This window comes from Pseudomonas sp. FBCC-B1667 (assembly GCF_059133255.1).
In genome coordinates, this window is record NZ_CP101437.1 from 6590530 (window position 1) to 6615932 (window position 25403).

At 59.6% G+C, this 25403-nt stretch carries 33 protein-coding genes and 1 tRNA gene; 21 read left to right on the plus strand and 13 right to left on the minus strand.

Going from position 1 to position 25403, the window contains the following annotated elements; translation table 11 throughout:
* The first annotated feature begins 74 nt into the window (after window positions 1-74).
* From NL116_RS30375 to NL116_RS30385, 3 genes are read left to right on the plus strand one after another with little or no spacing between them, the layout of a single operon-like run.
* On the plus strand, window positions 75-1373 hold the full coding sequence (locus NL116_RS30375) for a murein hydrolase activator EnvC family protein (RefSeq protein WP_494375257.1): 1299 nt from the start codon (window positions 75-77) through the stop codon (window positions 1371-1373).
* Between the two features lie 31 nt (window positions 1374-1404).
* Entirely contained in the window at window positions 1405-2724 is a 1320-nt protein-coding gene (locus NL116_RS30380; RefSeq protein ID WP_494375258.1) for a S41 family peptidase, read from the plus strand.
* A gap of 1 nt (window position 2725) precedes the next feature.
* Window positions 2726-3502: a divergent polysaccharide deacetylase family protein gene (locus NL116_RS30385; RefSeq protein WP_494375259.1), complete on the plus strand. Its 777-nt coding sequence runs from the start codon at window positions 2726-2728 to the stop codon at window positions 3500-3502.
* A gap of 124 nt (window positions 3503-3626) precedes the next feature.
* On the opposite strand, the gene NL116_RS30390 is transcribed toward NL116_RS30385, so the two are convergent.
* From NL116_RS30390 to NL116_RS30420, 7 genes are all read right to left on the minus strand, one after another.
* On the minus strand, window positions 3627-4382 hold the full coding sequence (locus NL116_RS30390) for a substrate-binding periplasmic protein (protein WP_494375260.1): 756 nt from the start codon (window positions 4380-4382) through the stop codon (window positions 3627-3629).
* 77 nt (window positions 4383-4459) lie between these two features.
* Window positions 4460-5230, minus strand: a complete 771-nt coding sequence (gene hisF, locus NL116_RS30395; RefSeq protein ID WP_007897430.1) for an imidazole glycerol phosphate synthase subunit HisF — start codon at window positions 5228-5230, stop codon at window positions 4460-4462.
* Window positions 5231-5239: 9 nt separating this feature from the next.
* Complete coding sequence (gene hisA / locus NL116_RS30400) at window positions 5240-5977, minus strand: 1-(5-phosphoribosyl)-5-[(5-phosphoribosylamino)methylideneamino]imidazole-4-carboxamide isomerase (protein ID WP_017336056.1); 738 nt, start codon at window positions 5975-5977, stop codon at window positions 5240-5242.
* A gap of 42 nt (window positions 5978-6019) precedes the next feature.
* Window positions 6020-6277 (minus strand): DUF2164 domain-containing protein, encoded by a 258-nt coding sequence (locus NL116_RS30405; RefSeq protein WP_050682512.1) that lies wholly within the window; start codon window positions 6275-6277, stop codon window positions 6020-6022.
* Window positions 6278-6916 (minus strand): imidazole glycerol phosphate synthase subunit HisH, encoded by a 639-nt coding sequence (hisH, locus tag NL116_RS30410; RefSeq protein ID WP_494375261.1) that lies wholly within the window; start codon window positions 6914-6916, stop codon window positions 6278-6280.
* Entirely contained in the window at window positions 6916-7509 is a 594-nt protein-coding gene (gene hisB, locus NL116_RS30415; RefSeq protein WP_003218037.1) for an imidazoleglycerol-phosphate dehydratase HisB, read from the minus strand. The genes hisH and hisB overlap by 1 nt, the downstream gene beginning before the upstream one ends.
* Before the next feature lie 270 nt (window positions 7510-7779).
* Window positions 7780-9444 carry an OFA family MFS transporter gene (locus tag NL116_RS30420; protein WP_494375262.1) on the minus strand — a complete coding sequence of 555 codons (1665 nt, stop codon included), beginning with the start codon at window positions 9442-9444 and terminating at the stop codon, window positions 7780-7782.
* A gap of 222 nt (window positions 9445-9666) precedes the next feature.
* Between NL116_RS30420 and NL116_RS30425 the strand changes: the two genes are divergently transcribed.
* The 9 genes from NL116_RS30425 to NL116_RS30465 all read left to right on the plus strand — a co-directional run bounded on the left by NL116_RS30425 (window position 9667) and on the right by NL116_RS30465 (window position 16948).
* Window positions 9667-10071, plus strand: a complete 405-nt coding sequence (locus NL116_RS30425) for an acetyl-CoA sensor PanZ family protein (RefSeq protein WP_494375263.1) — start codon at window positions 9667-9669, stop codon at window positions 10069-10071.
* A 79-nt stretch (window positions 10072-10150) separates the two neighbouring features.
* Entirely contained in the window at window positions 10151-12373 is a 2223-nt protein-coding gene (locus NL116_RS30430) for an AsmA family protein (RefSeq protein ID WP_494375264.1), read from the plus strand.
* Window positions 12370-13437, plus strand: coding sequence for an A/G-specific adenine glycosylase (mutY, locus tag NL116_RS30435; RefSeq protein ID WP_494375265.1), 1068 nt, complete (start codon window positions 12370-12372; stop codon window positions 13435-13437). The genes NL116_RS30430 and mutY overlap by 4 nt, the downstream gene beginning before the upstream one ends.
* Window positions 13434-13706 carry an oxidative damage protection protein gene (locus NL116_RS30440; RefSeq protein ID WP_494375266.1) on the plus strand — a complete coding sequence of 91 codons (273 nt, stop codon included), beginning with the start codon at window positions 13434-13436 and terminating at the stop codon, window positions 13704-13706. The genes mutY and NL116_RS30440 overlap by 4 nt, the downstream gene beginning before the upstream one ends.
* 103 nt (window positions 13707-13809) lie before the next feature.
* Window positions 13810-13885, plus strand: a tRNA-Phe gene (locus tag NL116_RS30445).
* Window positions 13886-14121: 236 nt separating this feature from the next.
* On the plus strand, window positions 14122-15333 hold the full coding sequence (locus tag NL116_RS30450; protein ID WP_494375267.1) for a tyrosine-type recombinase/integrase: 1212 nt from the start codon (window positions 14122-14124) through the stop codon (window positions 15331-15333).
* Between the two features lie 58 nt (window positions 15334-15391).
* Window positions 15392-15982 (plus strand): hypothetical protein, encoded by a 591-nt coding sequence (locus NL116_RS30455; RefSeq protein ID WP_494375268.1) that lies wholly within the window; start codon window positions 15392-15394, stop codon window positions 15980-15982.
* A gap of 98 nt (window positions 15983-16080) precedes the next feature.
* Entirely contained in the window at window positions 16081-16335 is a 255-nt protein-coding gene (locus NL116_RS30460; protein ID WP_494375269.1) for a helix-turn-helix transcriptional regulator, read from the plus strand.
* 1 nt (window position 16336) lies between these two features.
* Window positions 16337-16948: a KilA-N domain-containing protein gene (locus NL116_RS30465; protein WP_494375270.1), complete on the plus strand. Its 612-nt coding sequence runs from the start codon at window positions 16337-16339 to the stop codon at window positions 16946-16948.
* Window positions 16949-17195: 247 nt separating this feature from the next.
* On the opposite strand, the gene NL116_RS30470 is transcribed toward NL116_RS30465, so the two are convergent.
* The 5 genes from NL116_RS30470 to NL116_RS30490 form a co-directional block, all read right to left on the minus strand.
* Complete coding sequence (locus NL116_RS30470; RefSeq protein WP_494375271.1) at window positions 17196-17597, minus strand: addiction module antidote protein; 402 nt, start codon at window positions 17595-17597, stop codon at window positions 17196-17198.
* A gap of 207 nt (window positions 17598-17804) precedes the next feature.
* Window positions 17805-18083, minus strand: a complete 279-nt coding sequence (locus NL116_RS30475) for a helix-turn-helix domain-containing transcriptional regulator (RefSeq protein WP_494375272.1) — start codon at window positions 18081-18083, stop codon at window positions 17805-17807.
* Window positions 18080-18238 (minus strand): BrnA antitoxin family protein, encoded by a 159-nt coding sequence (locus NL116_RS30480; protein ID WP_494375273.1) that lies wholly within the window; start codon window positions 18236-18238, stop codon window positions 18080-18082. Before NL116_RS30480 ends, NL116_RS30475 begins: the two co-directional genes overlap by 4 nt.
* Window positions 18228-18554 carry an addiction module antidote protein gene (locus NL116_RS30485; protein ID WP_494375274.1) on the minus strand — a complete coding sequence of 109 codons (327 nt, stop codon included), beginning with the start codon at window positions 18552-18554 and terminating at the stop codon, window positions 18228-18230. Before NL116_RS30485 ends, NL116_RS30480 begins: the two co-directional genes overlap by 11 nt.
* A gap of 9 nt (window positions 18555-18563) precedes the next feature.
* Window positions 18564-18854, minus strand: a complete 291-nt coding sequence (locus NL116_RS30490) for a type II toxin-antitoxin system RelE/ParE family toxin (RefSeq protein ID WP_494375275.1) — start codon at window positions 18852-18854, stop codon at window positions 18564-18566.
* A gap of 348 nt (window positions 18855-19202) precedes the next feature.
* Here NL116_RS30490 and NL116_RS30495 point away from each other — a divergent pair, with 348 nt between their 5' ends.
* The 9 genes from NL116_RS30495 to NL116_RS30535 all read left to right on the plus strand — a co-directional run bounded on the left by NL116_RS30495 (window position 19203) and on the right by NL116_RS30535 (window position 24165).
* The gene (locus NL116_RS30495; protein ID WP_494375276.1) at window positions 19203-19415 is read left to right on the plus strand and encodes a hypothetical protein; all 213 of its coding nucleotides are present in this window, start codon (window positions 19203-19205) and stop codon (window positions 19413-19415) included.
* Entirely contained in the window at window positions 19412-19666 is a 255-nt protein-coding gene (locus tag NL116_RS30500) for a hypothetical protein (protein WP_494375277.1), read from the plus strand. The genes NL116_RS30495 and NL116_RS30500 overlap by 4 nt, the downstream gene beginning before the upstream one ends.
* Before the next feature lie 308 nt (window positions 19667-19974).
* A complete protein-coding gene (locus tag NL116_RS30505; protein ID WP_494375278.1) occupies window positions 19975-20175 on the plus strand; it encodes a hypothetical protein in 201 nt (66 codons plus the stop codon).
* On the plus strand, window positions 20172-20426 hold the full coding sequence (locus NL116_RS30510) for a hypothetical protein (RefSeq protein WP_494375279.1): 255 nt from the start codon (window positions 20172-20174) through the stop codon (window positions 20424-20426). The genes NL116_RS30505 and NL116_RS30510 overlap by 4 nt, the downstream gene beginning before the upstream one ends.
* On the plus strand, window positions 20423-20698 hold the full coding sequence (locus tag NL116_RS30515; RefSeq protein WP_494375280.1) for a hypothetical protein: 276 nt from the start codon (window positions 20423-20425) through the stop codon (window positions 20696-20698). The genes NL116_RS30510 and NL116_RS30515 overlap by 4 nt, the downstream gene beginning before the upstream one ends.
* A 5-nt stretch (window positions 20699-20703) precedes the next feature.
* Entirely contained in the window at window positions 20704-20979 is a 276-nt protein-coding gene (locus tag NL116_RS30520) for a hypothetical protein (protein ID WP_494375281.1), read from the plus strand.
* Window positions 20980-21087: 108 nt separating this feature from the next.
* Window positions 21088-21984: a toprim domain-containing protein gene (locus tag NL116_RS30525; RefSeq protein WP_494375282.1), complete on the plus strand. Its 897-nt coding sequence runs from the start codon at window positions 21088-21090 to the stop codon at window positions 21982-21984.
* Entirely contained in the window at window positions 21977-22234 is a 258-nt protein-coding gene (locus NL116_RS30530; protein WP_494375283.1) for a hypothetical protein, read from the plus strand. Before NL116_RS30525 ends, NL116_RS30530 begins: the two co-directional genes overlap by 8 nt.
* On the plus strand, window positions 22231-24165 hold the full coding sequence (locus NL116_RS30535; RefSeq protein WP_494375284.1) for a DUF927 domain-containing protein: 1935 nt from the start codon (window positions 22231-22233) through the stop codon (window positions 24163-24165). The genes NL116_RS30530 and NL116_RS30535 overlap by 4 nt, the downstream gene beginning before the upstream one ends.
* Before the next feature lie 565 nt (window positions 24166-24730).
* On the opposite strand, the gene NL116_RS30540 is transcribed toward NL116_RS30535, so the two are convergent.
* Window positions 24731-25024: a hypothetical protein gene (locus NL116_RS30540; protein WP_494375285.1), complete on the minus strand. Its 294-nt coding sequence runs from the start codon at window positions 25022-25024 to the stop codon at window positions 24731-24733.
* Between the last annotated feature and the right edge of the window lie 379 nt (window positions 25025-25403).

A 25403-nucleotide genomic window follows, 5' to 3' on the forward strand; every position in this document is an offset into this window, starting at 1 on the left:
CCCAATTGGGCATTTTTTTTGCCACGCTTGGCGGGCATACTAGGCCGTCCCTTTCCCTGGTGTCGCCCGCCTCTATGCTCCGCGTCCTGATAGCCCTTGCACTGACTTGCCTGCTCCAACCGGCTTTTGCTGACGAGCGCGAGCAAACCCAACAACAGTTGGACGCCACGCGTCAGGACATTGCCGAGCTGAAAAAACTGCTGGGCAAGCTCCAGGAAGAAAAATCCGGTGTGCAGAAAGAGCTCAAGGGCACCGAGACTGAAATGGGCAAGCTCGAGAAGCAGGTCGATGCTCTGCAAAAAGAGCTGAAGAAAAGCGAATCCGAGCTGCAGCGACTCGATGCAGAGAAAAAAAAACTCCAGAGCGCGCGCACTGAACAGCAACGACTGATCGCCATACAGGCCCGCGCCGCCTATCAAAACGGCCGTCAGGAATACCTGAAGCTGCTGCTGAACCAGCAGAACCCGGAAAAATTCGCCCGCACCCTCACCTATTACGACTACCTGAGTCAGGCCCGCCTGGAGCAGCTGAAGAATTTCAACGAAACCCTGCGCCAACTGACCAATGTCGAAAAAGACATCGACACCCAACAGGCGCAGTTGCTCGTACAGAAGAGCAGCCTCGACACCCAGCGCGATGAGCTCGACAAAGTCCGCAAGGAACGCCAGCAAGTCCTGGCCAAGCTCAACGACGACGTAAAGGCCCGCGACCAAAAACTGGCATCCCGCGAGCAAGATCAGGCAGACCTGTCTAAAGTCCTTAAAACCATTGAAGAAACCTTGGCTCGCCAGGCCCGTGAGGCAGAAGAAGCGCGGCAAAAAGCGCTGATCGCCCAGCAGGAAGCCGAAAAAAAGCGTTTACGTGAGGCCCAGGCGGCTGCAGACGCAGAGACCACCGACGCCCCACGCAAACCGGTCAAGTCGACACCCGGCGCGCTGGTTTCAAGCTCAGGCGAGACCTTTGGCGGTCCTTTCGCATCAACTCGGGGAAAACTTCCCTGGCCGGTTGATGGTCGATTGTTGGCACGCTTCGGCGAGTCCCGTGGCGACGATGCCCGCACCAAGTGGGACGGCGTGATGATCAGCGCCTCCGCCGGCAGCCAGGTGCACGCCGTGCATGGCGGTCGCGTGGTGTTTGCCGACTGGTTGCGTGGCGCCGGGCTGCTGGTGATTCTCGACCACGGCAACGGTTTTTTGAGTCTTTATGGTCACAACCAGACGCTGCTCAAGTCTGCGGGTGACGTGGTAAAAGCCGGTGAGTCCATCTCCACTGTCGGTAACAGTGGCGGGCAGGACACACCAGCACTGTATTTCGCAATTCGTCAGCAGGGTCACCCGAGTGATCCGGCGCAATGGTGTCGTGCGCAAGGATAAGCACGCTACCTAATTCAGGAGTTCGTTCGACATGCTGCATTTGTCCCGCCTTACCTCGCTGGCCCTGACGATCGCCCTGGTGATCGGCGCGCCTCTGGCGTTCGCCGCGCAACCGGCCCCGGCAGTCGCGCCTGCGGGCACTGCCGCGACGACCAAGGCACCGTTGCCACTGGAAGAATTGCGCACCTTTGCCGAGGTCATGGACCGGATCAAGGCTGCCTATGTTGAACCGGTGGACGACAAGACCCTGCTGGAAAACGCCATCAAAGGCATGCTGAGCAATCTCGACCCGCACTCCGCCTACCTGGGCCCGGAAGACTTCACCGAACTGCAGGAAAGCACGAGCGGTGAATTCGGCGGCCTGGGCATTGAAGTCGGTGCCGAAGACGGTTTCATCAAGGTGGTTTCGCCGATCGATGACACCCCGGCCTCCAAGGCCGGCATTCAGGCTGGCGACTTCATCGTCAAGATCAACGGCCAGCCGACTCGCGGCCAGACCATGACCGAAGCCGTGGACAAGATGCGCGGCAAGATCGGCCAGAAAATCACGCTCACGCTGGTACGCGATGGCGGTACTCCGTTCGACGTTACCCTGGCCCGCGCCGTTATCCAGGTTAAAAGCGTGAAGTCGCAGCTGCTGGAAAACGGCTACGGCTATATCCGCATCACACAGTTCCAGGTCAAGACCGGCGAAGAGGTCTCCCAGGCCCTGGCCAAGCTGCGCAAGGAAAACGGCAAGAAGCTCAACGGTATAATCCTCGACCTGCGTAACAACCCCGGCGGCGTGCTGCAGGCGGCGGTGGAAGTGGTCGATCACTTCATCAAGAAGGGCCTGATCGTCTACACCAAAGGCCGTATCGCCAATTCCGAGCTGCGCTTCTCCGCGACCGGCAAGGACGAAAGCGAAGCCGTGCCAATGGTCGTGCTGATCAACGGCGGCAGTGCCTCGGCGTCCGAGATTGTTGCCGGTGCCTTGCAGGATCAAAAACGCGCGGTGCTGATGGGCACCACCAGTTTCGGCAAAGGCTCGGTTCAAACCGTGCTGCCACTGAACAACGATCGCGCGCTGAAGATCACGACGGCGTTGTACTTCACGCCCAACGGCCGCTCGATCCAGGCCCAAGGCATCGTTCCGGACATCGAGGTACGCAAGGCCAAGATCACCAACGAGCAGGACAGCGAATACTTCAAGGAAGCCGATCTGCAAGGTCACCTGGGCAATGGCAACGGCGGCGCCGACAAGCCGACCAGCTCCAGTGGCAAAGCCAAGGCCATGCCGCAGGATGATGATTACCAGTTGGCCCAGGCCTTGAGCCTGCTCAAAGGGTTGAGCATCACGTCCGGCCGCTGAGATGTTCCAGCGGTTTGTCCTGGGTTTATTGCTTTGCCTGACGGGTGTTGCTCACGCAGCGCCCGTCGAGACTTCTCCTCAAAAAGCCTATCTCAGCCTGATCATCGATGACCTGGGGCAAAACCTGCCCCGGGATCGCCGCGTGCTGGCCCTGCCCGGCCCGGTGACCACGGCGATCATGCCCGACACACCCCACGCCACCGAATTCGCTCGCGAAGCCCACCGCGCCGGCAAAATCGTCATCCTGCACATGCCCATGGACCCGGCCACCGGCCCGTTTGCCTGGCATCCTGACTTGCCCATCGAAGAACTGGAAAAACGCCTGAACGCAGCATTCAAGGTCGTGCCCTATACCGCGGGCATCAACAACCACATGGGCAGCCGCATGACTGCCCAGCAACCGGCCATGGCCTGGTTGATGGCGGACTTGCAGCAACACCACAAATTCTTCCTCGATAGCCGTACCAGCGCGCACACCGTTGCCGCAGCCGAGGCGCAGAAAATTGGGTTGCCGAGTGTTTCGCGGGATGTGTTTCTGGATGACGAGCGCACCGAAGCGGCAATTTTCACGCAGCTACAGACAGCGATAAGCCTGGCACGCAAGCAGGGTTCGGCGGTGATGATCGGGCATCCGTATCCGCAAACACTGGCGGTGCTGGAACGCGAGTTGCCGAAGCTGAAGGCTCAGGGGATTGAGTGGATTGACATCAAAATGATGATCAGCTTGCGCAGCAATCGGGCGACGGCAGCTCACGGGAAGGATGGCGTTTACCGGTAAGTCGCCACACCTCAGTTCAAATGTGGGAGCGGGCTTGCTCGCGAATGCGGTGTATCAGGCAACATTAATGTCGTCTGACACGCCCCTTCGCGAGCAAGCCCGCACACATTTGAATAGCGTGGTGTCAGAGGTATCGCGCCATGATGTCGTCCACCACGCCTTCCTTGCGCATCTGATCCAGCACTACTTGAAGCTTGCTGACAAGTTCATCCGGCACGTCTTTGTTCAACGCCAGGTACAGCTCGGCGCTGTTGAAGCGCAGCACCGTTTTCAGACCGTTCACGCCTTCCTGCCGCGCCAGATAACGCCCGGCGGGATCACCGGTGGCCCACAAGTCGATCTGGCCATTGACCAGCTTCTTCGCGTTGTCCTGATCGCGCAGCACAACGATCGGATTCAGCCCCTGCTTGCCCAGCGTCTCGGCAATCGCATCGCCCTTGTACGCACCAATCTTGTATTTGCGCGCGTCATCCAGCGTTTGAAGGCTGATCTTGCTGTCGGCTTTGGCCAGCATGATCCAGTCATCCGGACCAATCGGGCCCACCCACTTGAAGAGCTTCTCGCGATCAGGCAAACGCGCCATCACGAACACGCCGTAACCGGGTTTTTCCAGGGCGAGTTTGTAGATCCGCTCCCAAGGGAAACGTAGCGTCAGGCTGTAAGTGATGTCGGCACGTTTGAACATTTCGCGGACGATGTCCACGGCGATGCCGTTGATGTTCTCGTCTTGAGCGAAGTTTTTGCCGTTCTTCGCCATGTTGTAGGGCGGGAAATTTTCCGTCAGTAACACCAGATCGGTGTCGGGACTTTCTGCGGCACGCACTCCGCTGATAAACAAGAGGGAGGCACTGGCGAGGACGAGAAGAAAGCGTTTAAGCATGTCTGGCTACCGAAATCCATGGCGTACCCAAGAGTGCCTTGAGCCCGCCATGATGTCCACTGGCCTGTATCGTTTGTTTAACGCATGACGATTCCGCGGTGGGCCATGTAAGCCTTGGCTTCCTGCACGGTGTATTCGCCGAAGTGGAAAATACTTGCCGCGAGTACCGCGCTGGCGTGGCCTTCGAGGATGCCGTCAGCCAAGTGCTGCAAGTTGCCGACGCCACCGGAGGCGATCACCGGAATGCCCAGCGCATCGCTGATGGCGCGCGTCACGCCCAGGTCGAAGCCGTTTTTCATGCCGTCCTGATCCATGCTGGTCAACAGGATTTCACCGGCCCCGAGGCCTTCCATCTTCTTCGCCCATTCAACGGCGTCGAGGCCGGTTGGCTTGCGACCACCGTGGGTGAAGATTTCCCAGCGCGGAGTTTCGCCCGGGCCGGAGACCTTCTTGGCGTCGATGGCAACCACGATGCACTGCGAACCGAAATGCTGCGCCGCCTCGCCCACGAACTCCGGATTGAATACCGCAGCGGTGTTGATCGAGACCTTGTCCGCGCCGGCATTCAACAAGTTGCGAATGTCCTGCACGGTGCGCACGCCACCGCCCACAGTCAGCGGGATAAATACCTGGCTGGCCATGCGCTCCACGGTATGCAGCGTGGTGTCGCGACCGTCGACGCTGGCGGTGATGTCGAGGAACGTAATCTCGTCGGCGCCCTGCTCGTCGTAACGACGGGCGATTTCCACCGGGTCACCGGCGTCGCGAATGTTCTCGAACTTCACACCTTTGACGACCCGGCCATTATCCACGTCCAGGCAAGGGATGATGCGTTTGGCTAGCGCCATGGTCAGTCCTCAGCCTTTGTACGAATCGCAGAAAGCTTGCGCTTCAGCGACGTCGAGGGTGCCTTCGTAGATCGCCCGGCCGGTGATCGCACCGATGATGCCTGGCGCTTTGGCGTCGAGCAGCGACTTGATGTCACCGAGGTTGTGAATACCGCCGGACGCGATCACCGGAATGCGCGTGGCAGCGGCCAGCGCAGCGGTGAACGGTACGTTGCAGCCCTGCATCATGCCGTCTTTGGCGATGTCGGTATAAACGATCGCGGACACGCCGTCGGCTTCGAATTGCTTGGCCAGGTCGATCACCTGAACGGTGCTGATTTCAGCCCAGCCGTCGGTGGCGACAAAACCATCCTTCGCGTCCAGACCGACAATCACTTTGCCCGGGAACGCGCGGCAGGCTTCGGCGACGAAGGCCGGGTCTTTCACGGCTTTGGTGCCGATGATCACGTAGCTCACGCCCGCTTTCACGTAGTGTTCGATGGTTTCCAGGGAGCGGATACCGCCGCCGATCTGGATCGGCAGGTTCGGGTAGCGCTTGGCGATGGCGGTGACCACTTCGCCGTTGACCGGCTGGCCTTCGAAGGCGCCGTTCAGGTCGACCAGATGCAGACGACGGCAACCGCCCTCCACCCACTTGGCAGCCATGCTCACCGGGTCATCGGAGAACACCGTGGAATCTTCCATGCGGCCCTGGCGCAGACGAACACAGGCACCGTCTTTGAGATCGATAGCGGGAATAATCAGCATCTGGCAAACCTTCAAATTCGAGTATTCAGCTTCGCTCGGAAATCAGTTTTTCTCGAGCGCCCACAAGTCGCTTTCGATGCTTTCGAACCTCTCTTTGAGGTGCGTCTGCACATCGAAAATCGCCCTGTTGTAATAGTGCGGAGCAATTTCACGGGTAAACAGCTCAAGGATTTCGGCCGCTTCGAACGAACCCAGGTCCAGTTCGAAGCGATCCTCCATAAAGCGTTTGATCTTCTGGTTGGCCTCGTTCTCCTGTTCAGGAGTGAGGGTCAGGATCGGTGGCTTCTTCTTGACGGCCATTTACCAGCGGCCATCCCACGCGGCGAAGTTCTGCAGTAATTGCAGGCCATGGGTATGGCTCTTCTCCGGGTGGAACTGCACGGCGAAACGCGAGCCATCGGCCAGCGCTGCAGCGAAATCGACACCGTAGTGACCGCCACCCACCACCTGCCGCGCGTTGCCGGCGGCGATGTAGTAGCTGTGCACGAAGTAGAAACGCGCCAGGTCCGGAATGTCGTGCCACAGCGGGTGACTCACCTTTTGCGTCACTTCGTTCCAGCCCATGTGCGGGACTTTCAAGTGTTCGCCGTCTTCATGCAGGTCTTTGCCAAAGAACTTCACCGCGCCCGGGAACAGGCCGATGCAGTCGACGCCGTCGTTCTCTTCACTGCTGTCGAGCAAGGCTTGCATGCCGACGCAAATGCCGAGGAACGGGCGGTCCTGGCTGACTTCACGCACCAGCGAATCGAAGCCCAGGCGACGAATCTCCGCCATGCAATCGCGAATCGCGCCAACGCCGGGGAATACAACCCGGTCGGCTTCGCGAATCACGTCGGCATCGCTGGTAATCAAGACCTTGCCGGCACCGACGTGCTCGAGGGCCTTGGCCACCGAGTGCAGGTTGCCCATGCCGTAATCGATAACCGCGACCGTCTGCATTACAGAACGCCTTTGGTCGATGGCATCTGACCGGCCATGCGGTCATCGAGCTCTACGGCCATGCGCAAGGCGCGGCCGAAAGCCTTGAACACGGTTTCGATCTGGTGGTGGGTGTTGGTGCCGCGCAGGTTGTCGATGTGCAGGCTGACGAGGGCGTGGTTGACGAAGCCCTGGAAAAATTCCTGGAACAGGTCAACGTCGAAGCCGCCAACGGTAGCGCGGGTGTACGGCACGTGCATCTGCAGGCCTGGGCGGCCGGAGAAGTCGATCACCACGCGCGACAGCGCTTCATCGAGCGGCACGTAGGCGTGGCCGTAGCGACGGATGCCTTTTTTGTCGCCGATCGCTTTGGCGAAGGCCTGACCCAGGGTGATACCGACGTCTTCCACCGTGTGGTGGTCGTCGATATGCAGGTCGCCCTTGCTGACAATATCCAGGTCGATCAGCCCGTGACGGGCGATCTGGTCCAGCATGTGCTCAAGAAAAGGAACACCGATATCAAATCGGGCCTTTCCGGTGCCATCCAGGTTGATCGAGGCTTTGATCTGGGTTTCCAGAGTGTCGCGCTCGACTGACGCCTTACGTTCGGCCATCACCAGCTCCGCAAAATCATTGGGCGAAAAAGGCAGCCATTATAGGCACGCGGGGCCGAAACAGAAACACGAGAGGTGATATCACTGACGGACAGAACCCCGCGCTGTCGGGGATAGACATGTCCATACAAGCCAGCAAACACGGATGCTGTGCCTTGTGGAGACCAAATGTGGGAGCGGGCTTGCTCGCGAAAGCGGTGTGTCAGGCAACATTGATGTCGACTGATACTCCCTCTTCGCGAGCAAGCCCGCTCCCACAGGGTTTTTGCGTTAGTGGAACAGAACCGCCGTCTTCTGCAAGGTCACCCAAACACCCCACGCCAACGGAACACCCACCACCAACCACGCAGCAATCGCCAAAGGCTTGCTGCCCGGCGCCGCTTTCCACTCCAGCACGGTGCTGCTGTCAGCACCCTTGTCGTGGCCCAGCGCCTGTTCGGCGGCCAGTTCAGCGTCGGTCATGAAGTACTTGTCGGCCACCGGACGCACCAGCAGGTTGCACAGGAAGCCCAGCACCAGCAGGCCCGCGAGGATGTACAAGGTGATGTCGTAAGCGGCGGCGCGTTCAACGCCAATGCTCAGCTGATACTCACGCAGGTAGTTCACCAACACCGGACCCAATACGCCCGCCGCTGCCCACGCCGTCAACAGACGACCGTGGATCGCACCGACCATTTGCGTACCGAACAGGTCCGCCAGATACGCCGGGACCGTCGCAAAACCACCGCCGTACATCGACAGGATGATGCAGAACGCCGCCACGAACAGCGCAACATTGCCCAGGTGACCGAGGTTCGGGATCAACGCGTACAGCGCGAAACCGAGGGCGAAGAACACGAAATAGGTGTTTTTGCGACCCAGGTAGTCCGAGAACGAGGCCCAGAAGAAACGGCCGCCGATGTTGAACAGGCTCAGCAAACCGGTGAAGCCGGCAGCAATCGCCGCAATCGAAGCCAGTTGCCCGGCATCCAGTTGACCGAATGGCAGATCAACACCGATCAATTTGCCACCGAACACTTCCTGCAACAGCGGCGATGCCATACCAAGAATGCCGATACCGGCGGATACGTTCAGGCACAGCACCAGCCACACCAGACGGAACTGTGGAGTTTTCCACGCCACATTCACGTGAACGTGACGGTGAGTGATCATCGCATTCGACGCTTTTTTCGCCGGAGCGGTCCAGCCCTCAGGCTTCCAGCCGGTTGGCGGAACGCGGTAGGACAGTGCGCCACCGATCATGAACACGAAGTAAATCGCGGCCATCACCAGGAAGCTCTGCCATACGCCCACACTTTCTGCCGAAGCGAAATGGCCCATCAGCGCTGCGGCCAGCGGAGCACCGACCATCGCGCCACCACCGAAACCCATGATCGCCATGCCGGTCGCCATACCGCGCTTGTCCGGGAACCACTTGATCAACGTCGACACCGGCGAGATATAGCCCAACCCCAGACCGATACCGCCGATGACCCCGGAACCGACCCACATCAGCCAGATCTGGTGGGTATAGATCCCCAGCGCCGAAATCAGCAGACCACCGCACCAGCACAGCGCCGATACAACGCCAGCCTTGCGCGGCCCGGCGTGTTCCAGCCAGCCGCCCCAGATCGCTGCCGAGCAGCCGAGGAAGATGAAGAACAGGGTGTAGATCCAGCCGAGCATCGAAATCGGCCAGTCGCATTGTGAAGAGAAAACCTGCGAAATGAAGCTCATGTCCGGCGCGCAGGCCACTGGCTTGGTCACACCCAAGGCTTTGGACAGCGGCAACCAGAACACCGAAAAGCCGTAGGCCATGCCGATGCAAAGGTGAATGGCCAACGCGGCCGGTGGTACCAGCCAGCGGTTGAAACCGGGCTTGGCGATGATGCGTTCCTTGGAAAGGAACGCAGGCTGGCCGGCGTTGAGGCCGTCCGCCGTGAGGCTCGTAGTCATTGTGTATCCCCCAATTATTAGTAGGGCTCGCCAGCCACTCCTCGCCCCCGGCCTTTATGCGCACGCATGACCGTTTTGTTGGGTGAAGTGCCTTTTTTATGCGACATCGGGTCGCAGCGGGACGGACGAACGGGCAAAGGTTACCATTTGCACGTGACAGAAAAACCAAACTGATATCACCTTTTGCAAGTCATCTGTTCTCGTACCTCTCAAGGAGACGCTATGCCGATCATTGTCGAACCGCTGAACGAGGCCACTTATCAGGATCAGCAAGATCTGCAGAAAATCTACCGAGACGCCCCGGACTGGCTGTACGCCCCGTTTTCCGGGGATGTGCAGCTGATAGAAAGCTGTTTGCGGGACGGTTCGCTGATCGCCGGACGCTTCAATGATCGGCTGCTGGGCGCAGCCCGTTTGCAACGGCACCAGGACGTTTGGCACTTGTCCCAACTTTGCGTACGAAAAATTACCCGCCGCCGTGGCGTCGCCGAGCGGCTGGTGAACGAAGCCCGGAAAATGGCCTCTGAATCCGGCGCCACCCTGCGCCTGCTGGCGCCCTCCGGGCATCTTGAAGCTCAGGCGCTGGCGGCCAAACTGAAACTGCCGCTGGATGTGTTGCCAGCGTGATCGCCTGACCGGTCGTCCGCTACGGAGCGCTATACTCCCCGGCTAAATTTCGAATTTGACTAACTACAAGGACTCGCCCATGAAAGCGTTCGGCAAAATCCTGGGTCTGGTACTTCTCGGGCTGTTGCTGATCATTGTGGCGCTGGGCTTCGCCCTGACCCACCTCTTCGATCCCAACGACTATAAAAACGAGATTCGCCAGATTGCCCGCGACAAGGCCCACATCGAGCTGACGCTCAATGGCGACATCGGCTGGAGCCTGTTCCCGTGGCTGGGGCTGGAGTTGCACGACGCCAGTGTCGCGACCTTGGTCAAGCCGACGGAGCCGTTTGCCGACTTGCAGATGCTTGGCCTGTCGGTGCGGGTGTTGCCGCTGCTGCGCCGCGAAGTGCAAATGAGCGATGTCCGCGTGGAAGGCCTGAACCTGCGCCTGACCCGCGACAAGGACGGCCATGGCAACTGGCAGGACGTTGGCAAGGTCCCGGCGCCAGCCACTCCAGCCACGCCGGCGACGCCTGGCGAACCCGCACCAGAAACCACCGTTCAAGTGGAGAAACCGCCCCAGCCCGCTCGCCTGGACATCGACAGCCTGACCGTCAATAACGCCCGCGTTGAGTACAACGACGAGCAGACGGGCAAGCAGTTCAGCGCCGAAAGCATCCAGCTCAGCACCGGTCCGGTCCATGACTCGACCAATATCCCCGTCAAACTCACCGCGTTCCTGGGCACCAACCAACCGGTTCTACGGGTGCGTACCGAGCTGAATGGCCAGTTGCGCTTTGAACGCGCCTTACAGCGTTACAAATTTGAAGACATGAAACTGACTGGCGAAGTGGCAGGTGATCCACTGCAGGGCAAGACCATGACCTTCGCGGCTCAAGGGCAATTACTGCTGGATAAAGCAGCGAACGTCGCCGAATGGACCGGCATCAAGATTTCCGCCAACCAACTGCGTGCATTGGGTGAAATAAAGGTCAACGACCTCGACAAGACGCCACAGGTCAGCGGCGGCATTTCGATTGCCCAGTTCGACCTGGCGAAGTTCGTCGACAGTATCGGCCAGACACTGCCAGCAATGGCCGAAGGCAGCCTGAGCAAAGTCGAACTGGTCAGCCGTGTGGCCGGCACGCCAACCAGCGTGTCATTCGACAACATCAACCTGAAAATCGATGACAGCACCTTCAGTGGCCGCATCGCTGTCGAAGACTTTGCCAAGCAGTCGCTGCGTGCGGCCCTCAAGGCTGACACGTTCAACGTCGATCGTTATCTGCCACCCAAATCCGCCGAAGCCAACAGCGCGACGCAAGTGCGTCAGGCCGAAGTCGCCAGCACCGAGGCCGACGCCATGGCCGGCGCGGGCAGCACGCCGCTGCCAGAGTCGCCGACCAAGACAGCGTGGAGCACCGAACGCCTGCTGCCGGTCGAGCGTTTGAGCAAACTTGACGTGGACGCCGACCTGACATTTGGCCAGTTGACTCTCGACAAGTTGCCGATCAACAACGCGGCGCTCAAGGCCACCGGCCAGGGCGGTCTGCTGACCCTGGAGAACCTGCGCGGCGATCTGTACGAGGGCAACTTTGAAGCCAAGGGCACTCTCGACGTGCGCCAGCAGGTGCCTGCGCTGAACATGCAGACGCTGATCAACAAAGTGCCGGTGGAAAAAATCCTCGAAAGCCAAGGCAAGAATCCACCGGTCAAAGGCCTCGTGACACTCAACAGTGCGCTGACCGCCAGCGGCAACAGCCAGAAAGCGCTGATCGACAGCCTCAACGGCACTGCCAGTTTCGTTATCAACAACGGTGTGCTGCTCAATGCCAACCTTGAGCAACAGCTGTGCAAAGGCATTGCCACCCTGAACCGAAAAACCCTGAGCGGCGAGCCACGGGGCAAGGACACACCGTTTCAGGAACTCAAGGGCAACCTGACCTTCCGTAACGGCGTGGCCAGCAACCCGGACCTGAAAGTGCGCATTCCGGGCATGACCGTGAATGGCGACGGCGACGTTGACCTGCGCGTGCTGGGGATGGATTACCGCGTGGGCATCATCGTTGAAGGTGATACCAGTGCCATGCCGGACCCGGCCTGCCAGGTCGGCGACAAGTTTGTCGGTGTCGAGTGGCCCCTGCGTTGCCGAGGCCCGCTGGAACTCGGCGCCAAGGCCTGCCGTCTGGATAACGAACGCATGGGTCAGGTCGCGAGCAAAATGGCGGGCGACAAGATCAGCGAAAAAATCGACGAGAAACTGGGCGACAAGGTCAGTCCTGAACTGAAAAACGCATTGAAGGGGCTGTTCAAGCGATGAGAGCCGAGCAGTTTTCATCGGCGGTGCTGGATTGGTACGACCGCCACGGCCGCCACGATTTGCCTTGGCAACAAGGCATTACCCCGTATCGGGTGTGGGTCTCGGAAATCATGTTGCAGCAAACCCAGGTCAGCACCGTGCTGAATTACTTTGATCGCTTCATGGCTTCGTTGCCGACGGTCGAAGCCCTGGCCGCCGCGCCGGAAGACGAAGTGCTGCACCTGTGGACCGGCCTGGGTTATTACACCCGAGCGCGCAATCTGCAGAAGACCGCGAAGATTGTCGTCGCTGAATACGGTGGCGAGTTTCCCCGTGATGTTGAAAAGCTGGTTGAGCTGCCGGGCATTGGCCTGTCGACGGCGGGCGCCATCGCCAGCCTGAGCATGGGCCTGCGGGCGCCGATCCTCGATGGCAACGTCAAACGCGTCCTGGCACGCTTTACCGCGCAGGAGGGTTATCCGGGGGAGCCGAAGGTCGCCAAACAGCTCTGGGCGAACGCTGAGCGCTTTACGCCGCATGATCGGGTCAACGCCTACACCCAGGCGATGATGGATCTGGGCGCTACGCTGTGTACGCGCAGCAAGCCGAGTTGCCTGCTCTGCCCGCTGAAAAAGGGCTGCGAAGCGCACCTGCTGGGCCTGGAAACCCGCTACCCCATCCCCAAACCGCGCAAAACCGTGCCACAGAAGCGCACGCTGATGCCGATGCTCGCCAACGGTGAAGGTGCGATTCTGCTTTACCGGCGGCCTTCCACGGGCCTGTGGGGCGGTCTCTGGAGTTTGCCGGAGCTCGATGACCTCGACGACCTGCCACACCTGGCCGCGCAGCACTCGCTGGAACTGGGCACGCAACAGGCGCTGCCCAGCCTGGTGCACACCTTCAGCCATTTCCAATTGTCCATCGAACCCTGGCTGGTTCAGGTCCAGGAGGCCGGCCATCACGTGGCCGAGGCCGACTGGCTCTGGTATAACCTCGCTACCCCGCCGCGCCTGGGCCTTGCCGCCCCGGTCAAAACCTTGCTCGAACGCGCGGCCGCCGTATTGAACGCAGGAGAGTCGTCATGACCCGCACCATCATGTGCCGCAAGTACAAAGAAACATTGCCCGCCCTGGAACGCGCGCCCTTCCCTGGCGCAAAAGGCCAGGACATTTTTGACCACGTCTCGGCCAAGGCCTGGGCTGACTGGCAAAAGCACCAGACCCTGCTCATCAACGAAAAACGCCTGAACATGATGAACGCCGAAGACCGCAAATATCTTCAGGGCGAGATGGACAAGTACTTCTCTGGCGAGGAATACGCCAAGGCTGACGGCTACGTGCCGCCGGCTGAATAATCCCGATTTCTCGGGGGTCGGATCGTAAGCGACGGTAATAATTAAATTTTTTTTGAAAACTTTCTTGACGACCCCCTGAAAAACCAGTTTAATGCGCCCCGTTGCCCAGATAGCTCAGTCGGTAGAGCAGGGGATTGAAAATCCCCGTGTCGGCGGTTCGATTCCGTCTCTGGGCACCACCTATCTTTTTCAGGTGGTGTCGAAACCACCTGAAACCCATAAGAAACCCGCCCCTGAGCGGGTTTTTTATTGCCCAAACTTCCCGACCAGAACCTTGCAAGCCCACAAAATTGGGGGCTTAATTGGTGGCCTCTCAGTTCGGTCGAGAAAAAGGCCCCCAGAATGGACGCAAAACCGCAGCAGACAACGCTCTCCCTCATCCCTTGTGCAACGATTGCACTGGAGGGCGCCCTTCATGCCGCTGACTGATAGCGCCATCAAAACAGCCAAGCCTAGAGACAAGGCCTACAAGCTGAGCGACGCACAAGGGTTGTATTTGGAGGTAACGCCGAACGGCTCCAAGTTGTGGCGCCTCAAGTACCGTGTTGCAGGCAAAGAAAAAAAACTGTCCATCGGCGCCTATCCGTCGATCACGCTGTTACAGGCCCGACAACGTCGCGACGAGTCACGCCAGCAGCTAGCCGACGGCCTAGATCCCAGCGAAGCAAAAAAGGCCGCAAGGCAAGCGCAGAAGGTCGAGGGCCTGACTTTTGAGAAGCTGGCCCGGGAGTGGTTCGCATATAACGCACCACGCTGGGCAGAAGCCACCACGTACAAGGCCAAGTTGTACTTGGATAACGACATCATCCCCAGTATTGGCGCGCGACCTCTCAAGTCGATTACTCGCCCCGAACTGGTAGAGCTGGTGCGCAAGGTGGAAGCCAGGGGCACCCTGAATGCCGCCGGAAAGATCCGCCAATGGCTGCATCAGATATTCCGCTACGGGCTGGCTAAGGGCGCGGTGGAAGCGAACCCAGCGACTGACTTGAACGTGGTAGCCGCTCCCACGAAAGCACCCCGCCACCACCCTCACGTCGCCTTCTCAGAACTTCCCGATCTGCTGGCCAAGTGCGACGTTGCAAGAATTCATACTCTCACCCGCCATGCCATTCGCTTGTTAGCCTTGACCGCCGTCCGACCAGGTGAACTGCGCGCCGCCCCGTGGGCCGAGTTCGACCTCGATGCCGCCACCTGGACAATACCGAAAGATCGCATGAAAGCTAGGCGCCCTCATGTTGTACCGCTTCCACGACAAGCAGTTGCCATCCTGCGCCAGCTTCAAGACGTTACCGGACGCTATGCCCTTGTATTCGCTGGCGCCAACCCCGCACGACCAATGAGCGAGAACACAGTCAACAAGGCGCTTCGCATGATGGGGTACGAGGGGCGCCAGACCGGCCACGGCTTCCGCCACCTGCTCAGCACTGAGCTCAACGGACGGGGTTACAACAAAGATTGGATTGAGCGCCAGCTGGCCCACGGTGACACCGACGAAATCCGCGGCACCTATAACCATGCCGCCTACGTCGAGCAGCGTCGGGAAATGATGCAAGCGTGGGCGGATTCAATTGATGCCCAGTGCGCTGGCGCCAACGTTGTGAGCATCAAACGACAGGCCCAGTCCTAAGCATCAATTCCGAATGACTTAAATAACTTTTGCCCCCTCCGAAGAAGGTGCGCCGACGATGGAAATTAAGAAGAACATCAAAACCAAGCAACAGCGCGTCGTAGATCAAATGCGCGCCGTCGACATGCTCACCGAAGACTTCATCGCGCTTATGTGGTCAGAAAGCGGCTCCGATTATTCCTTCCTCAGAGCACGATACGAACGGCATAGCGCCACCCTTTCGGATGCTGGCCCCTTCCCAGCCCATATTGTTATGGCCCTATTCGCAAAGCTGGAAGAACGTGCCATAGAACAGATTCTCCCGCTAGCAATGCTTGCCCAAACAACAGACCCAGACGCGATCGCTCGTCAATGCCCAAATTTACCGGCGTTACTCATTGCCAGCGCTCACGCGATTCGCAAGCACGCCTACGAAACTAAACAGTCGGAACAAGCTCACAACGCAGCATCAAAACCACGTCCTCGTAGATGGCACCCCGACCGGATGCACGTCATTAACGAATTACAAAAACGCATAGAAATCGACGCGAGCTTTCCCTTGGGAAAGGGTCAGCACGCTAAATTTGTTGACGAAATGCTTGACGCCTTCCCTGGCGTAAAGTGCCGAAGCTCCATCGTCAAATGGATAAAGGAACATTTGGCTAAATAATTTGAGATACCTAACGCGCTAGCTGGGCTGCGCACCAACAAATCACTCCCTAGAGTTGCCATCGTCAGTTACCCAAACCGCCCAAGCGAGCGCAGACGATGGCAAACACTCATTCCAGCACCACCCAACAATCCCTTCCCGCACCAGGCGAAAAGCCAGCTATCCGTTTTATAAAAATACCCGAGGTCAAGGACATGACCGGGATCAGCATCACTCAGATTTACCGCCGCATGGCAACCGGAGACTTCCCGAAGCAAGTAATGCTCGGGCCGAAGTCCGCTGTTTGGATCGAGGCCGAAGTGCTCGGCTGGTGCGAGGCGCGCATTGCAGAAAGTCGCGGCGAGGTGGCCTGAAATGAAAAGGGCCAACTCCCCAATACATGGAGAAGCCAGCCACTCACAGGGCGATAGCACCACCGGCAACCATAATGCTGCGATCGGTGTTATTCCCTTCAACTATCAAGGCCGGGCCGTGACCTTCAACGGCGACGGGTGGATCAATGCGACCCAAGCAGCCTTTCGCTTCAACAAGCGCCCAGCCGAGTGGTTACGCCTACCAACCAGCCAGCGCTACATGTCGGCGTTGGCTCGTGCACTCTGCTTGGAAAGCGAAGTGGGGAAATCCCACTTCGGTCTTGTTCACACTGAGCGCGGCGGCAGAGAGCAAGGCACGTGGCTCCATCCCAAGCTAGCGGTTTCATTCGCTCGTTGGCTTTCTGACGACTTTGCCGTCTGGTGCGACATGCGCATTGATGGCCTTCTGAACAGTGATCCGACGATTCGCCGAGGGTATGGACTCGCCAGTCAAAGGCTTCAGACCCGAACGAAGAAAGCGAGCAACGATGGCAGCAGCCTTGCCCGCTTCCGTTGGGACAAACGCAGCCTGGTACGCGACCTCGCCTACTGGAAAGAGCAACTGCAACTGACCCTCGGACTGGAGGACGCTACCAATGACAGCCACCAATAAAAAACGCGGGGTAACAGCTCATGGCCGCCCCCGCGCTACTGGTTCACCCTTGAAGGGGAAGCAGGTCACCAGTTCCTATGTACGCTCAAGCGGCTTGGCTGCCGGTCCCGTGCGTACCTTTCGAGTCATGCCGTTGAGCAAGACGCGAGCATCCATCGAGTCAAACCATTCGGGCTCTGATGGCGCATTGTTGTCGAGTTGCGCCCGTTCGACGTTTGGCCTGTTCTGGTCCGCACCAGGTGTCGGCTCATTCAGGCTCATGAGCGCCACTCGCTTGCTGGCTCAGAGCTCCAAAACTCAATCTGAAGCCCAACGCGCGAGCAACTTTGAGAATGTCCGAAAAACTCGGATCGGATTCCAGAGTCAAGATCCTGTAAAGCGTTGTGCGCCTGATGCCGGTGTCACGCGAAAGCTGAGTGACACCCCTGTCGCGAGCAATACGCCCCAAGGCACCAGCCAAAAGACCGGGGTCATTTTCTCGCATGCAACTTTGCAGATGGATGGCCAGTTGCTCAGAAGTGACGGGGTGGCCGACGACAGCTGGCTGGACGGACAATGCTTGATTCATATCGACTTCCTCGGGGATGCGCCGGTCTCCATCCGCCTTGCCCGAGACGCTTCCCGTGCAGGTACTGGTGAGGAAGCGCATACCGAAAATCTAGATCATATGCCCGACATCATCCAATTAAATGGATCCATTCAGACGCGCGGTGTCCCTTGCGTGCGTCAGATTATCCCGAGCGTGATTGGGCGCGCTCCGTTGGCCGAATCTAGAGTCACCACAAGTACAAAGCGCGGGCCAACGACTCATCATCGTTCCCGCGCTTCTGACTTACACAATGCGCCAGCGTGGCACTTAGAGACGGCTCGCCCCGATCTGAAATCCCATCACATGGGCGGCCTTGATAAAGGTCTCAAGAGTCAGCTCGCAACCGTCGGAAAGGCAATCGGGATCAATCCCGGCGAGCGTGGCCAAGTCGTCCACACCCTGAGCGGAAGCAATATCGCGCAGCACCTGGAGCATGGCCGCCGAGTCCTCCCCGCAATCCTCAAGGCAGGCGTCGAGGTACAACACCTGCGCCTCGGCGGTCTGAATATGGTCGGTGACGTTCCAACTGGTGAGCTTTTCGGTCATAGCTTCAATTCATCCAACGAGTGTGTCTTGAGCCAGTCGGCCAACGCCGCATTGATAAGCTCTTTCCAGTTTGGGCCAGCAGCCCTGAATGCCTCGACAACTTCGGCATCAAGCCAGACTTCGACCCATTCGCCCGCCATTTTTTTATCTGGCATGAGCGGCAACCGCCTCAGCCTCAGCCGGCTTCATTCCGGCGTGAAAGGTCATGCCCAGCGCATGCGTCACCTTGAGGATGGTTGCGAAGCTGGGATTACCTTCGCCGGAAAGCGCTTTGTAAAGGCTCTCACGACCAAGCCCGGTATCCCGCGCCAGCTGGCTCACCCCTTTGGCGCGAGCAATGTTGCCCAAGGCCTTGGCGATGAATGCGGCATCATCCCCGGCTTCCTCAATACACGCCTCGAAATACTGGAGCATGTCCTCGTCGGTCTTAAGGTGCTCGGCACTGTCCCACTTACGCAATTTGATGGCCATGTTGCCTCCTCAGAGCTGGCGCGCAAGATCGAGCGCGCCCTTGATGTCTTTCGATTGAGTGGACTTGTCACCACCCGCCAACAGAATTACCAGCTCGTAGCCGCGCTGTATGAAGTACACGCGGTATCCGGGGCCGTAGTGAATACGCAACTCGGAAACTCCCTCGCCTACAGGCTCGCAATCACCGAAATTGCCGTCTTCGACCCGATCAATCCGGGCCTGAATGCGGCGAGCGGCCTGCTTATCTCGCAGTCCATCAAACCAGCTATCAAACACATCGGTGGTGGAGATGATCTTCATGATGACTCTGTACGGTTTGGGATACACATAGTAGTGCCGCCACTTGCCGTTTGCAATGCCCCAAACCTCCCGACCCTTGCCAAGCGTTCCGACAGCCGGTATGGTTTGCCCGTCGCAGTCAATCCTGCGACCGGGACGCCAAGCCTGGGATTAAGAAGACGCCACAGCGTCCACAGCATTGCAGACGCTTTTTTTGTGTCCGCAATGTCGTTTTATGGTGGTGCTGTGCGGGAGAGCTTCGGCTCTGCCAGGTTTCTTCTTACCTGGTCTTGGCGGCCCGTACAGCGCTACCGCCTTTCATCGCCAAGTGATGTCGGTAGCTCCTCGAAAAAAGAAGGAGCTTCACAAATGCACGAGCATTCCCCCGCCCTCAATCCGTCCAGCAACAGCCAGGCACTCGCCATCATCGGCGCCGAGCTGATCGCCTACCGCGTCAACCGCAAGCCTGAGCAACGCGCTCGCCTTCTTGGCCTGGTACAGATGGCCAACACCTTTGGGGCGCTGAACGCCGACGATCGCGCCACCCTTGCCGCCAGCCTGAATGCCCGAGGTGCTGCATGAACATCGCCATCAAGACCGCCAGCCAAACCGCTGTCGAAGCCCTCAGCGCCATGCGTGCCACCCTCGCTCAGGTTTCCCGGCTGCATGCGCTGATGAGCGCCATTCGTGCCGATGCTCTTCAAGGCCAGGCCATCAACCTCGACGCTCTGACGTCCATGGGCATGGTGCTCGGCGAGAACATGATCAGCAGCCTCGATTTCCAAATCGACACCCTGCAGGACCAACTTGACGCCACTGGGGGTGACGCATGAACTCCGCCCGCCAGCCCTCAACAACACACCGCAGTCTTGCCTTGCGCCATTCATCTCGGTACAGTCCGCCCGTCGCCCACATGGCGACCGGGCCTGAGAACCTGAGTAAATCAAGGCGCAACAGCAGCGCCCAAGACACCATTGCAGGCGCTTTTTTTACGCCCGCAATATCGTTTTATGGCGGCTGTGCGTGGGGCACCTTCGGGTGCGCCGGGTTCCTTGATTCCCGGTTTCTCAGCCCGCGCACAGCTGCCACCCAATCCCCTGAGAAGGACCGTGGCAGTTCCCCAAATCAAGGAGCTGTACTCATGACAAAACGTCATACCCTCTGTCTCAATCCCCTCAAGCGCCACGCCGCTGCATTCCGTGCCATGGCCCTATCCGCGCTCTACTCCGACTCCAGCACCGCCGTACGCCAAACCCGTTACAACCAGCACATGGCAAAAGCTCTGGAACTGGAACTGGAAGCCCAGGCTAACGCCACGTCGGCCCGGGAGGACGCGCAATGAATACGTCCGCCAGCATCACCGACATTGCCGACGACGCTCTTGAGCTTTTGTCGTACGGGCAAATCCAGCTCAAATGGCTGACCGCCCTGATGAAAGCCATTCAATTGGATGGCGAGCACAATCAGGGACGGGGATCGATCGATCTGGCCGCCCTCGGCGGTGTGATCAGTAGCGAATGCGCCAGTTACCTGGACAACCAGTCGTCGCATATCAAACGCCAACTCGACACTGCTGCTGGAGGTGAGCAATGAACACCACGCTCAACGCCATCGCGACACCGGATGCAGGTGACGCGGATCATTGCGTGCCGACAGCGCCCGCCATCGACAATGGCAGCTTGTGCCTGCTGATGGACACCCACGCCGAGTTGAGCGACTACTACGAGCTGGAGCAGTGCTTTGGGCGTGCGTCCTGGCTCTCCGAAATCATCGAGGACATTGGGGCGCTGATCGCCCGACTTGAGCCGTCGCAGGCCAACAAGTCACCGACCCCGGATGCGCCCACCAGCCTCGTAACGGAATAACCGCCATGAACTCAACAACCTGCAAAACAGCGGGTACGCCGAAGGCTTGCCCGAAGAAACCCGCCGAACTGTTTTACGTCACCCATTCAAAGGCGCCCAAGGCGTTGCTGGGGCCGTTCCTGACTCAGGCTGACGCCGAGTGTGGGCGCATCGTCATGCGCAGTGCTGGCGCCATGGTCACGTCCGCGCTGGTCGATTCCGTAGACGACATCACCCGCTGGCACGCAGTGAATAACGGCAAGATCTGCCGGGCTTTTGCCGGAGGTGTTCGCCATGACTGACGCCGTGCACTCTCCGACACCACTGCCACCCTCAGGCCCGGGGCCAACCGCGGCGGATCTGCTGCTGTCGCTGGTGCTGATCATCGCCCTGGCCATGCTGGTGCTGCCATGAACGCCGAAACTGCATTTCGTGAAGTCCTGCAGGACACCTTCGGCCTGCTGGATTGGTTGCCAGTACCGGATGGGGTGATTCATCGTTTCCACGTCCCGGGCGACAGGCCCGCCAGTGAGAACGGTTGGTACGTGCTGTACCTGGACGGTATCGCCTCGGGCGCGTTCGGCAGTTGGAAGGCGGGCGGTACCCACACCTGGTGCAGTCGCGAACCGGTTGACCATCTGGAAGTGATGCAAGTCCGTCAGCGTGTCGAGCAGGCCCGGCGCCAGCGTGAAGCCGAACGACTCAAGCGCCAGCAGGCCACCGCCGCACAGGCACAACGGTTGTGGGCCTCCGCTTTGCCCGCCAATCCGCTACACCCGTATCTCATCGCCAAGTGCGCCCAGCCTCACGGTCTGCGCCAGCGATCCGGTGAGCTGCTGGTCCCTCTGCGCAACGCCGCGGGTGTCCTGGTCAACTTGCAACGGATCGGCGCCGACGGCGACAAACGCTTTCTCTACGGTGGCCAGGTACAGGGGGCGTTCCACCTGCTGGGGCGCATCGATCCGAACCAGACGCTGTACGTCTGCGAAGGCTGGGCCACGGGTGCGACGTTGCTCGAGCACTACGACGACGTGCACGGGGTTGCCTGTGCAATGAATGCCGGGAACCTCAAACCGGTGGCGCTGGCGCTGCGCGAACGCTTCGGCCATGCCCTTGATCTGCTGGTGGCCAGTGATGACGACCGCCTGACCGAGGGTAATCCGGGCTGGTACGCCGCCAATACCGCCGCTGTGGCCGCCGGTTGCATGGTCGCGGCGCCCACCTGGCCCGACGATGCGCCCGACCACTTGACTGACTTCAACGACCTGCATTGCTGGCTCGCCAGCCAGGAGACACCACATGACTGACCCATGCACGGCACCGCCGCGCCGCACCGAAAGCGCCGACCTGCTAGGTGCGCTGTTTGGGATTAACCCTGACCAGATACCCGTTGCCTTGCTTGAAGTGATCAGCGGCATTGAAGGCACCTTGCAGGAACTGGATGCCGCCACCGACAAGGAGCGCGCCCGACGCCATCTGAAACAGGCCCTCGCCCCGCTGATGGCGATCATGCTCGCCGACGTTGCTCAGACTCAAGCGCAAGGAGGCCGACCATGACCGACTTCACCCACACGCCCGAGAACGCGCAGACGACAGGCTTGGCCCACGATGGCACAAGCAAATCCAGCGGTAAGCGCTCCGCCAAGGTCGAACGCAAGCCCGCGAAACGGCTAACCGCCCCAGTTTCCAAACGGAAGAAATACCCCGTCGTCACGCCTGCCCGACCCAGCTACGCCACCCACGCGGAATGGGTGCAGACCAGCCAAGGCCACATCTTGGCGGCGGGTCTCTACTTCCACGGCATTCGCGACGACGCCGAGACCGATACCCTGATTTGTTCGCCGCTGGAGGTGCTGGCCATCACCTGCGACGAACGCGGGGAGAACTTCGGACGTTTGATCCGGCTGCAACCCAAGGGCGGTGCCTGGCGCCAGTGGGCAGCACCCATGGAAATGCTTGCCGGGGACGGCTCCGAACTGCGCGCGGTGCTGCTCAATCTGGGCGCGACCATTCCACACAAGCAACGCCAAGGCCTGATGGATTACCTGATGACCAGCAACCCCAACCGTCACGCCATGGCCGCGACCCGCACGGGCTGGCATGGTCCGGCGTTGTTTGTCATGCCGCGCGAGGTGATCGGTGGCGGTGACGTGGTGTTTCAATCCACCGAGGCGGGCGGCCATGAATACGCCAAGGCGGGCACGCTCGAAGGTTGGCAAACAGAAGTCGGCGCCAGGTGCGTCGGTAACCCAATCCTTATGCTCGGGATCTGCGGCGCGCTGGCCGGACCGTTACTCGCCCTGCTCGACTCCGATGGGGGTGGCTTTCACATCATTGGCGACAGTTCCAGCGGTAAGAGCATTGCGCTACTGGTGGCGTCCAGTGGATGGGGCAAGCCGCGTGACTTCCTGCGCACCTGGAACGCCACCAGCACCGGACTGGAAGGCGTTGCCACCCTGCGCAATGACACCATGCTGGCGCTGGACGAAATCGGCGAGGCCAAGGCGCAGGATGTCGGCGGCATCATCTACGCCTTGGGTAATGGCACCGGGCGCCAGCGCGGCAAGGTTTCCGGCCTTCCGCGCCAGGTGCAGAAATGGCGAGTGGTGGTGCTCTCCAGTGGCGAGCTGACCATGGGCAAACACATGGAGAGCGCTGGTGTTCGCAGCAAGGCCGGTCAGGAGCTGCGCCTGCTCGACGTGCCCGCGTACCGCAAATATGGCGCCTTCGACGAACTGCATGGCCTGGCACTGGACCACAACCCCGCCATTGAGGAAAGCCGCAAAGGCGCAGGCCGCGCATTCGCCGATACCCTCAAACGCGCCACCGCCAAGCACTATGGCCATCTCGGCCCGGCCTTTGTCGCGCAGTTGGTAGCGCGTGTGCAAGGCCCGAACGGTGCACCGCTCGATGACGCCACCGTTGAACAGGTCGCAGCCGAACTGGAGGCCGCCTACACCATCATGCGCCAGGCGTTCCCGGTAGGTAACGGACAAGAAGCGCGGGCCGCCGCACGCTTCGCCGTGGCCGCCTTGGCCGGAGAAATGGCGATCCAGTCCGGGTTGTTGCCATGGCCGCCCGGATCTGCTCGTGACGCCATGCTGGAGCTGTACGCCGAGTGGAGCGCCTTCCGTGGGCGTGGACAATCGGAAGACGCCAAGATCCTGCGCGCGGTGCTGGGCTTCATTGACCGCCATGCCTCCCGATTTGCCAATGCTGATGGGAGCGACACCACCTCAGTGCATGAGCGCGCCGGTTGGTGGCGCCCGCATGGTGACGGGCGCCTGTACCTGTTCACGACACAGGCGCTGATCGACGCGGCCCAAGGCTTCGACCTCAAGCGCGTCCTGTCCTGCCTCGACAATGCTGGCGCTATCGAAGAACGCGACCCCAAGCACCTGACGAAGCAAGTACGCATCCAAGGCGAAGGCCGCCCCCGGGTTTACGTTATCAATCCAGCGGCCTTGTTAGCGGCCACGGAGGAATAGCCGTGAAAACGCAGGCGGAAGGTCCCAAAACGGCGGAGACAGCGGAGACAGCGCCGCAAAGCCCCGGTTTTGTGGGACTAGAGGCAATTGAGAGGAGGAGACACGGAGGAGACAGAGCGGAGACAGGAGGAGACAAAACAGTATTGATAAAAGTTACTCAGACCGTTTTTTGTCTCCTCTGTCTCCTCCATCTTTAAACAGCGGTGACAGCTACAGCCCGCGTATTTACTGGCTGTCTCCTCTGTCTCCGCTGTCTCCTCCACAAACTACAGGTGCAGAACTGCGTTTTTGGACGGAAAAACGAACGAAAGCCCCAGCCCTGCTAGGGATCACCCTGTTTTCATGTGCACTTAAAGTGCATAAAAGTGGTGTTTTATGACACATCGTCTAGATTTGCCCGCCTTGAGCGAATTTCTGCGCCAAAGTGCGCCGTTGGTGCAAAAAATGGACGTTATTACGCCTTTTTCGCCGTCCAACGCTACGGTGCTCGACATAGCCCGTTGGTTACAGTGTTTGGCCGACGTGTTGGGATGCGATCCCGCTTGGCTGCTGGAGTCCGAGCGCGTCACACCCGACGACCTGGACGAGCGCGGCGGCATCCTTCAAGCGGCGCGACTGATTCGTTCAGATCGATGGGAGGTACCACCAGCGCCAGCGGTTTTGCGCCGGACATGCGATTCAATGTTCGAGTCCACCAGCGCTCCCAGTGACGGACTACAACGCCACCTGTCCGCAGCCACCGCTTCGCCGACATGGCGTCAGGCCCGTGACCGTTATCACGCTCATATCTTCGGGTGTCGCGGCTGTCACGCGCCCACAGGTCGGTATTGCAATGCTGGCGCCGGACTACGTGCTGCATACAATTCGACGCCCTTCTGCCGGTGTTAAGAGCCGATTTGAAACGCCGTCTTTACACCAGGTGTAAAGCCGTCATGGCGCTATATCAGAACGAACCAAACCCGCGCCAACGGCTCGCCACTGTGCGGTGGGGGATGATCTGCGCCAGCGGTACGACCTTACGCCAATGGAGCGCCCGCCATGCCGTGCCGCGGATCTTGCTTACCACCCATTTCACCCTTAGCAAATCTTACCAACCTTGAATCAGAGTTCCGACGCTCTCAGGCCAGCAAAAACGGGGGCTTCAGCGAAAAAACAGGCACGGATGTCGTGTGTTAATGGCGCTGAAAAAATCGAAGCACCTTAGCAATGGCGCACCGCCCTCGATCTCTCTTTTTTTG

Coding starts and splice junctions, on each gene's coding strand:
- NL116_RS30375 (WP_494375257.1), top strand. CDS start 75: ATGCTCCGCGTCCTGATAGCCCTTGCACTGACTTGCCTGCTCCAACCG.
- NL116_RS30380 (WP_494375258.1), top strand. CDS start 1,405: ATGCTGCATTTGTCCCGCCTTACCTCGCTGGCCCTGACGATCGCCCTG.
- NL116_RS30385 (WP_494375259.1), top strand. CDS start 2,726: ATGTTCCAGCGGTTTGTCCTGGGTTTATTGCTTTGCCTGACGGGTGTT.
- NL116_RS30390 (WP_494375260.1), bottom strand. CDS start 4,382: ATGCTTAAACGCTTTCTTCTCGTCCTCGCCAGTGCCTCCCTCTTGTTT.
- hisF (WP_007897430.1), bottom strand. CDS start 5,230: ATGGCGCTAGCCAAACGCATCATCCCTTGCCTGGACGTGGATAATGGC.
- hisA (WP_017336056.1), bottom strand. CDS start 5,977: ATGCTGATTATTCCCGCTATCGATCTCAAAGACGGTGCCTGTGTTCGT.
- NL116_RS30405 (WP_050682512.1), bottom strand. CDS start 6,277: ATGGCCGTCAAGAAGAAGCCACCGATCCTGACCCTCACTCCTGAACAG.
- hisH (WP_494375261.1), bottom strand. CDS start 6,916: ATGCAGACGGTCGCGGTTATCGATTACGGCATGGGCAACCTGCACTCG.
- hisB (WP_003218037.1), bottom strand. CDS start 7,509: ATGGCCGAACGTAAGGCGTCAGTCGAGCGCGACACTCTGGAAACCCAG.
- NL116_RS30420 (WP_494375262.1), bottom strand. CDS start 9,444: ATGACTACGAGCCTCACGGCGGACGGCCTCAACGCCGGCCAGCCTGCG.
- NL116_RS30425 (WP_494375263.1), top strand. CDS start 9,667: ATGCCGATCATTGTCGAACCGCTGAACGAGGCCACTTATCAGGATCAG.
- NL116_RS30430 (WP_494375264.1), top strand. CDS start 10,151: ATGAAAGCGTTCGGCAAAATCCTGGGTCTGGTACTTCTCGGGCTGTTG.
- mutY (WP_494375265.1), top strand. CDS start 12,370: ATGAGAGCCGAGCAGTTTTCATCGGCGGTGCTGGATTGGTACGACCGC.
- NL116_RS30440 (WP_494375266.1), top strand. CDS start 13,434: ATGACCCGCACCATCATGTGCCGCAAGTACAAAGAAACATTGCCCGCC.
- NL116_RS30450 (WP_494375267.1), top strand. CDS start 14,122: ATGCCGCTGACTGATAGCGCCATCAAAACAGCCAAGCCTAGAGACAAG.
- NL116_RS30455 (WP_494375268.1), top strand. CDS start 15,392: ATGGAAATTAAGAAGAACATCAAAACCAAGCAACAGCGCGTCGTAGAT.
- NL116_RS30460 (WP_494375269.1), top strand. CDS start 16,081: ATGGCAAACACTCATTCCAGCACCACCCAACAATCCCTTCCCGCACCA.
- NL116_RS30465 (WP_494375270.1), top strand. CDS start 16,337: ATGAAAAGGGCCAACTCCCCAATACATGGAGAAGCCAGCCACTCACAG.
- NL116_RS30470 (WP_494375271.1), bottom strand. CDS start 17,597: ATGCGCTTCCTCACCAGTACCTGCACGGGAAGCGTCTCGGGCAAGGCG.
- NL116_RS30475 (WP_494375272.1), bottom strand. CDS start 18,083: ATGACCGAAAAGCTCACCAGTTGGAACGTCACCGACCATATTCAGACC.
- NL116_RS30480 (WP_494375273.1), bottom strand. CDS start 18,238: ATGCCAGATAAAAAAATGGCGGGCGAATGGGTCGAAGTCTGGCTTGAT.
- NL116_RS30485 (WP_494375274.1), bottom strand. CDS start 18,554: ATGGCCATCAAATTGCGTAAGTGGGACAGTGCCGAGCACCTTAAGACC.
- NL116_RS30490 (WP_494375275.1), bottom strand. CDS start 18,854: ATGAAGATCATCTCCACCACCGATGTGTTTGATAGCTGGTTTGATGGA.
- NL116_RS30495 (WP_494375276.1), top strand. CDS start 19,203: ATGCACGAGCATTCCCCCGCCCTCAATCCGTCCAGCAACAGCCAGGCA.
- NL116_RS30500 (WP_494375277.1), top strand. CDS start 19,412: ATGAACATCGCCATCAAGACCGCCAGCCAAACCGCTGTCGAAGCCCTC.
- NL116_RS30505 (WP_494375278.1), top strand. CDS start 19,975: ATGACAAAACGTCATACCCTCTGTCTCAATCCCCTCAAGCGCCACGCC.
- NL116_RS30510 (WP_494375279.1), top strand. CDS start 20,172: ATGAATACGTCCGCCAGCATCACCGACATTGCCGACGACGCTCTTGAG.
- NL116_RS30515 (WP_494375280.1), top strand. CDS start 20,423: ATGAACACCACGCTCAACGCCATCGCGACACCGGATGCAGGTGACGCG.
- NL116_RS30520 (WP_494375281.1), top strand. CDS start 20,704: ATGAACTCAACAACCTGCAAAACAGCGGGTACGCCGAAGGCTTGCCCG.
- NL116_RS30525 (WP_494375282.1), top strand. CDS start 21,088: ATGAACGCCGAAACTGCATTTCGTGAAGTCCTGCAGGACACCTTCGGC.
- NL116_RS30530 (WP_494375283.1), top strand. CDS start 21,977: ATGACTGACCCATGCACGGCACCGCCGCGCCGCACCGAAAGCGCCGAC.
- NL116_RS30535 (WP_494375284.1), top strand. CDS start 22,231: ATGACCGACTTCACCCACACGCCCGAGAACGCGCAGACGACAGGCTTG.
- NL116_RS30540 (WP_494375285.1), bottom strand. CDS start 25,024: ATGCAGCACGTAGTCCGGCGCCAGCATTGCAATACCGACCTGTGGGCG.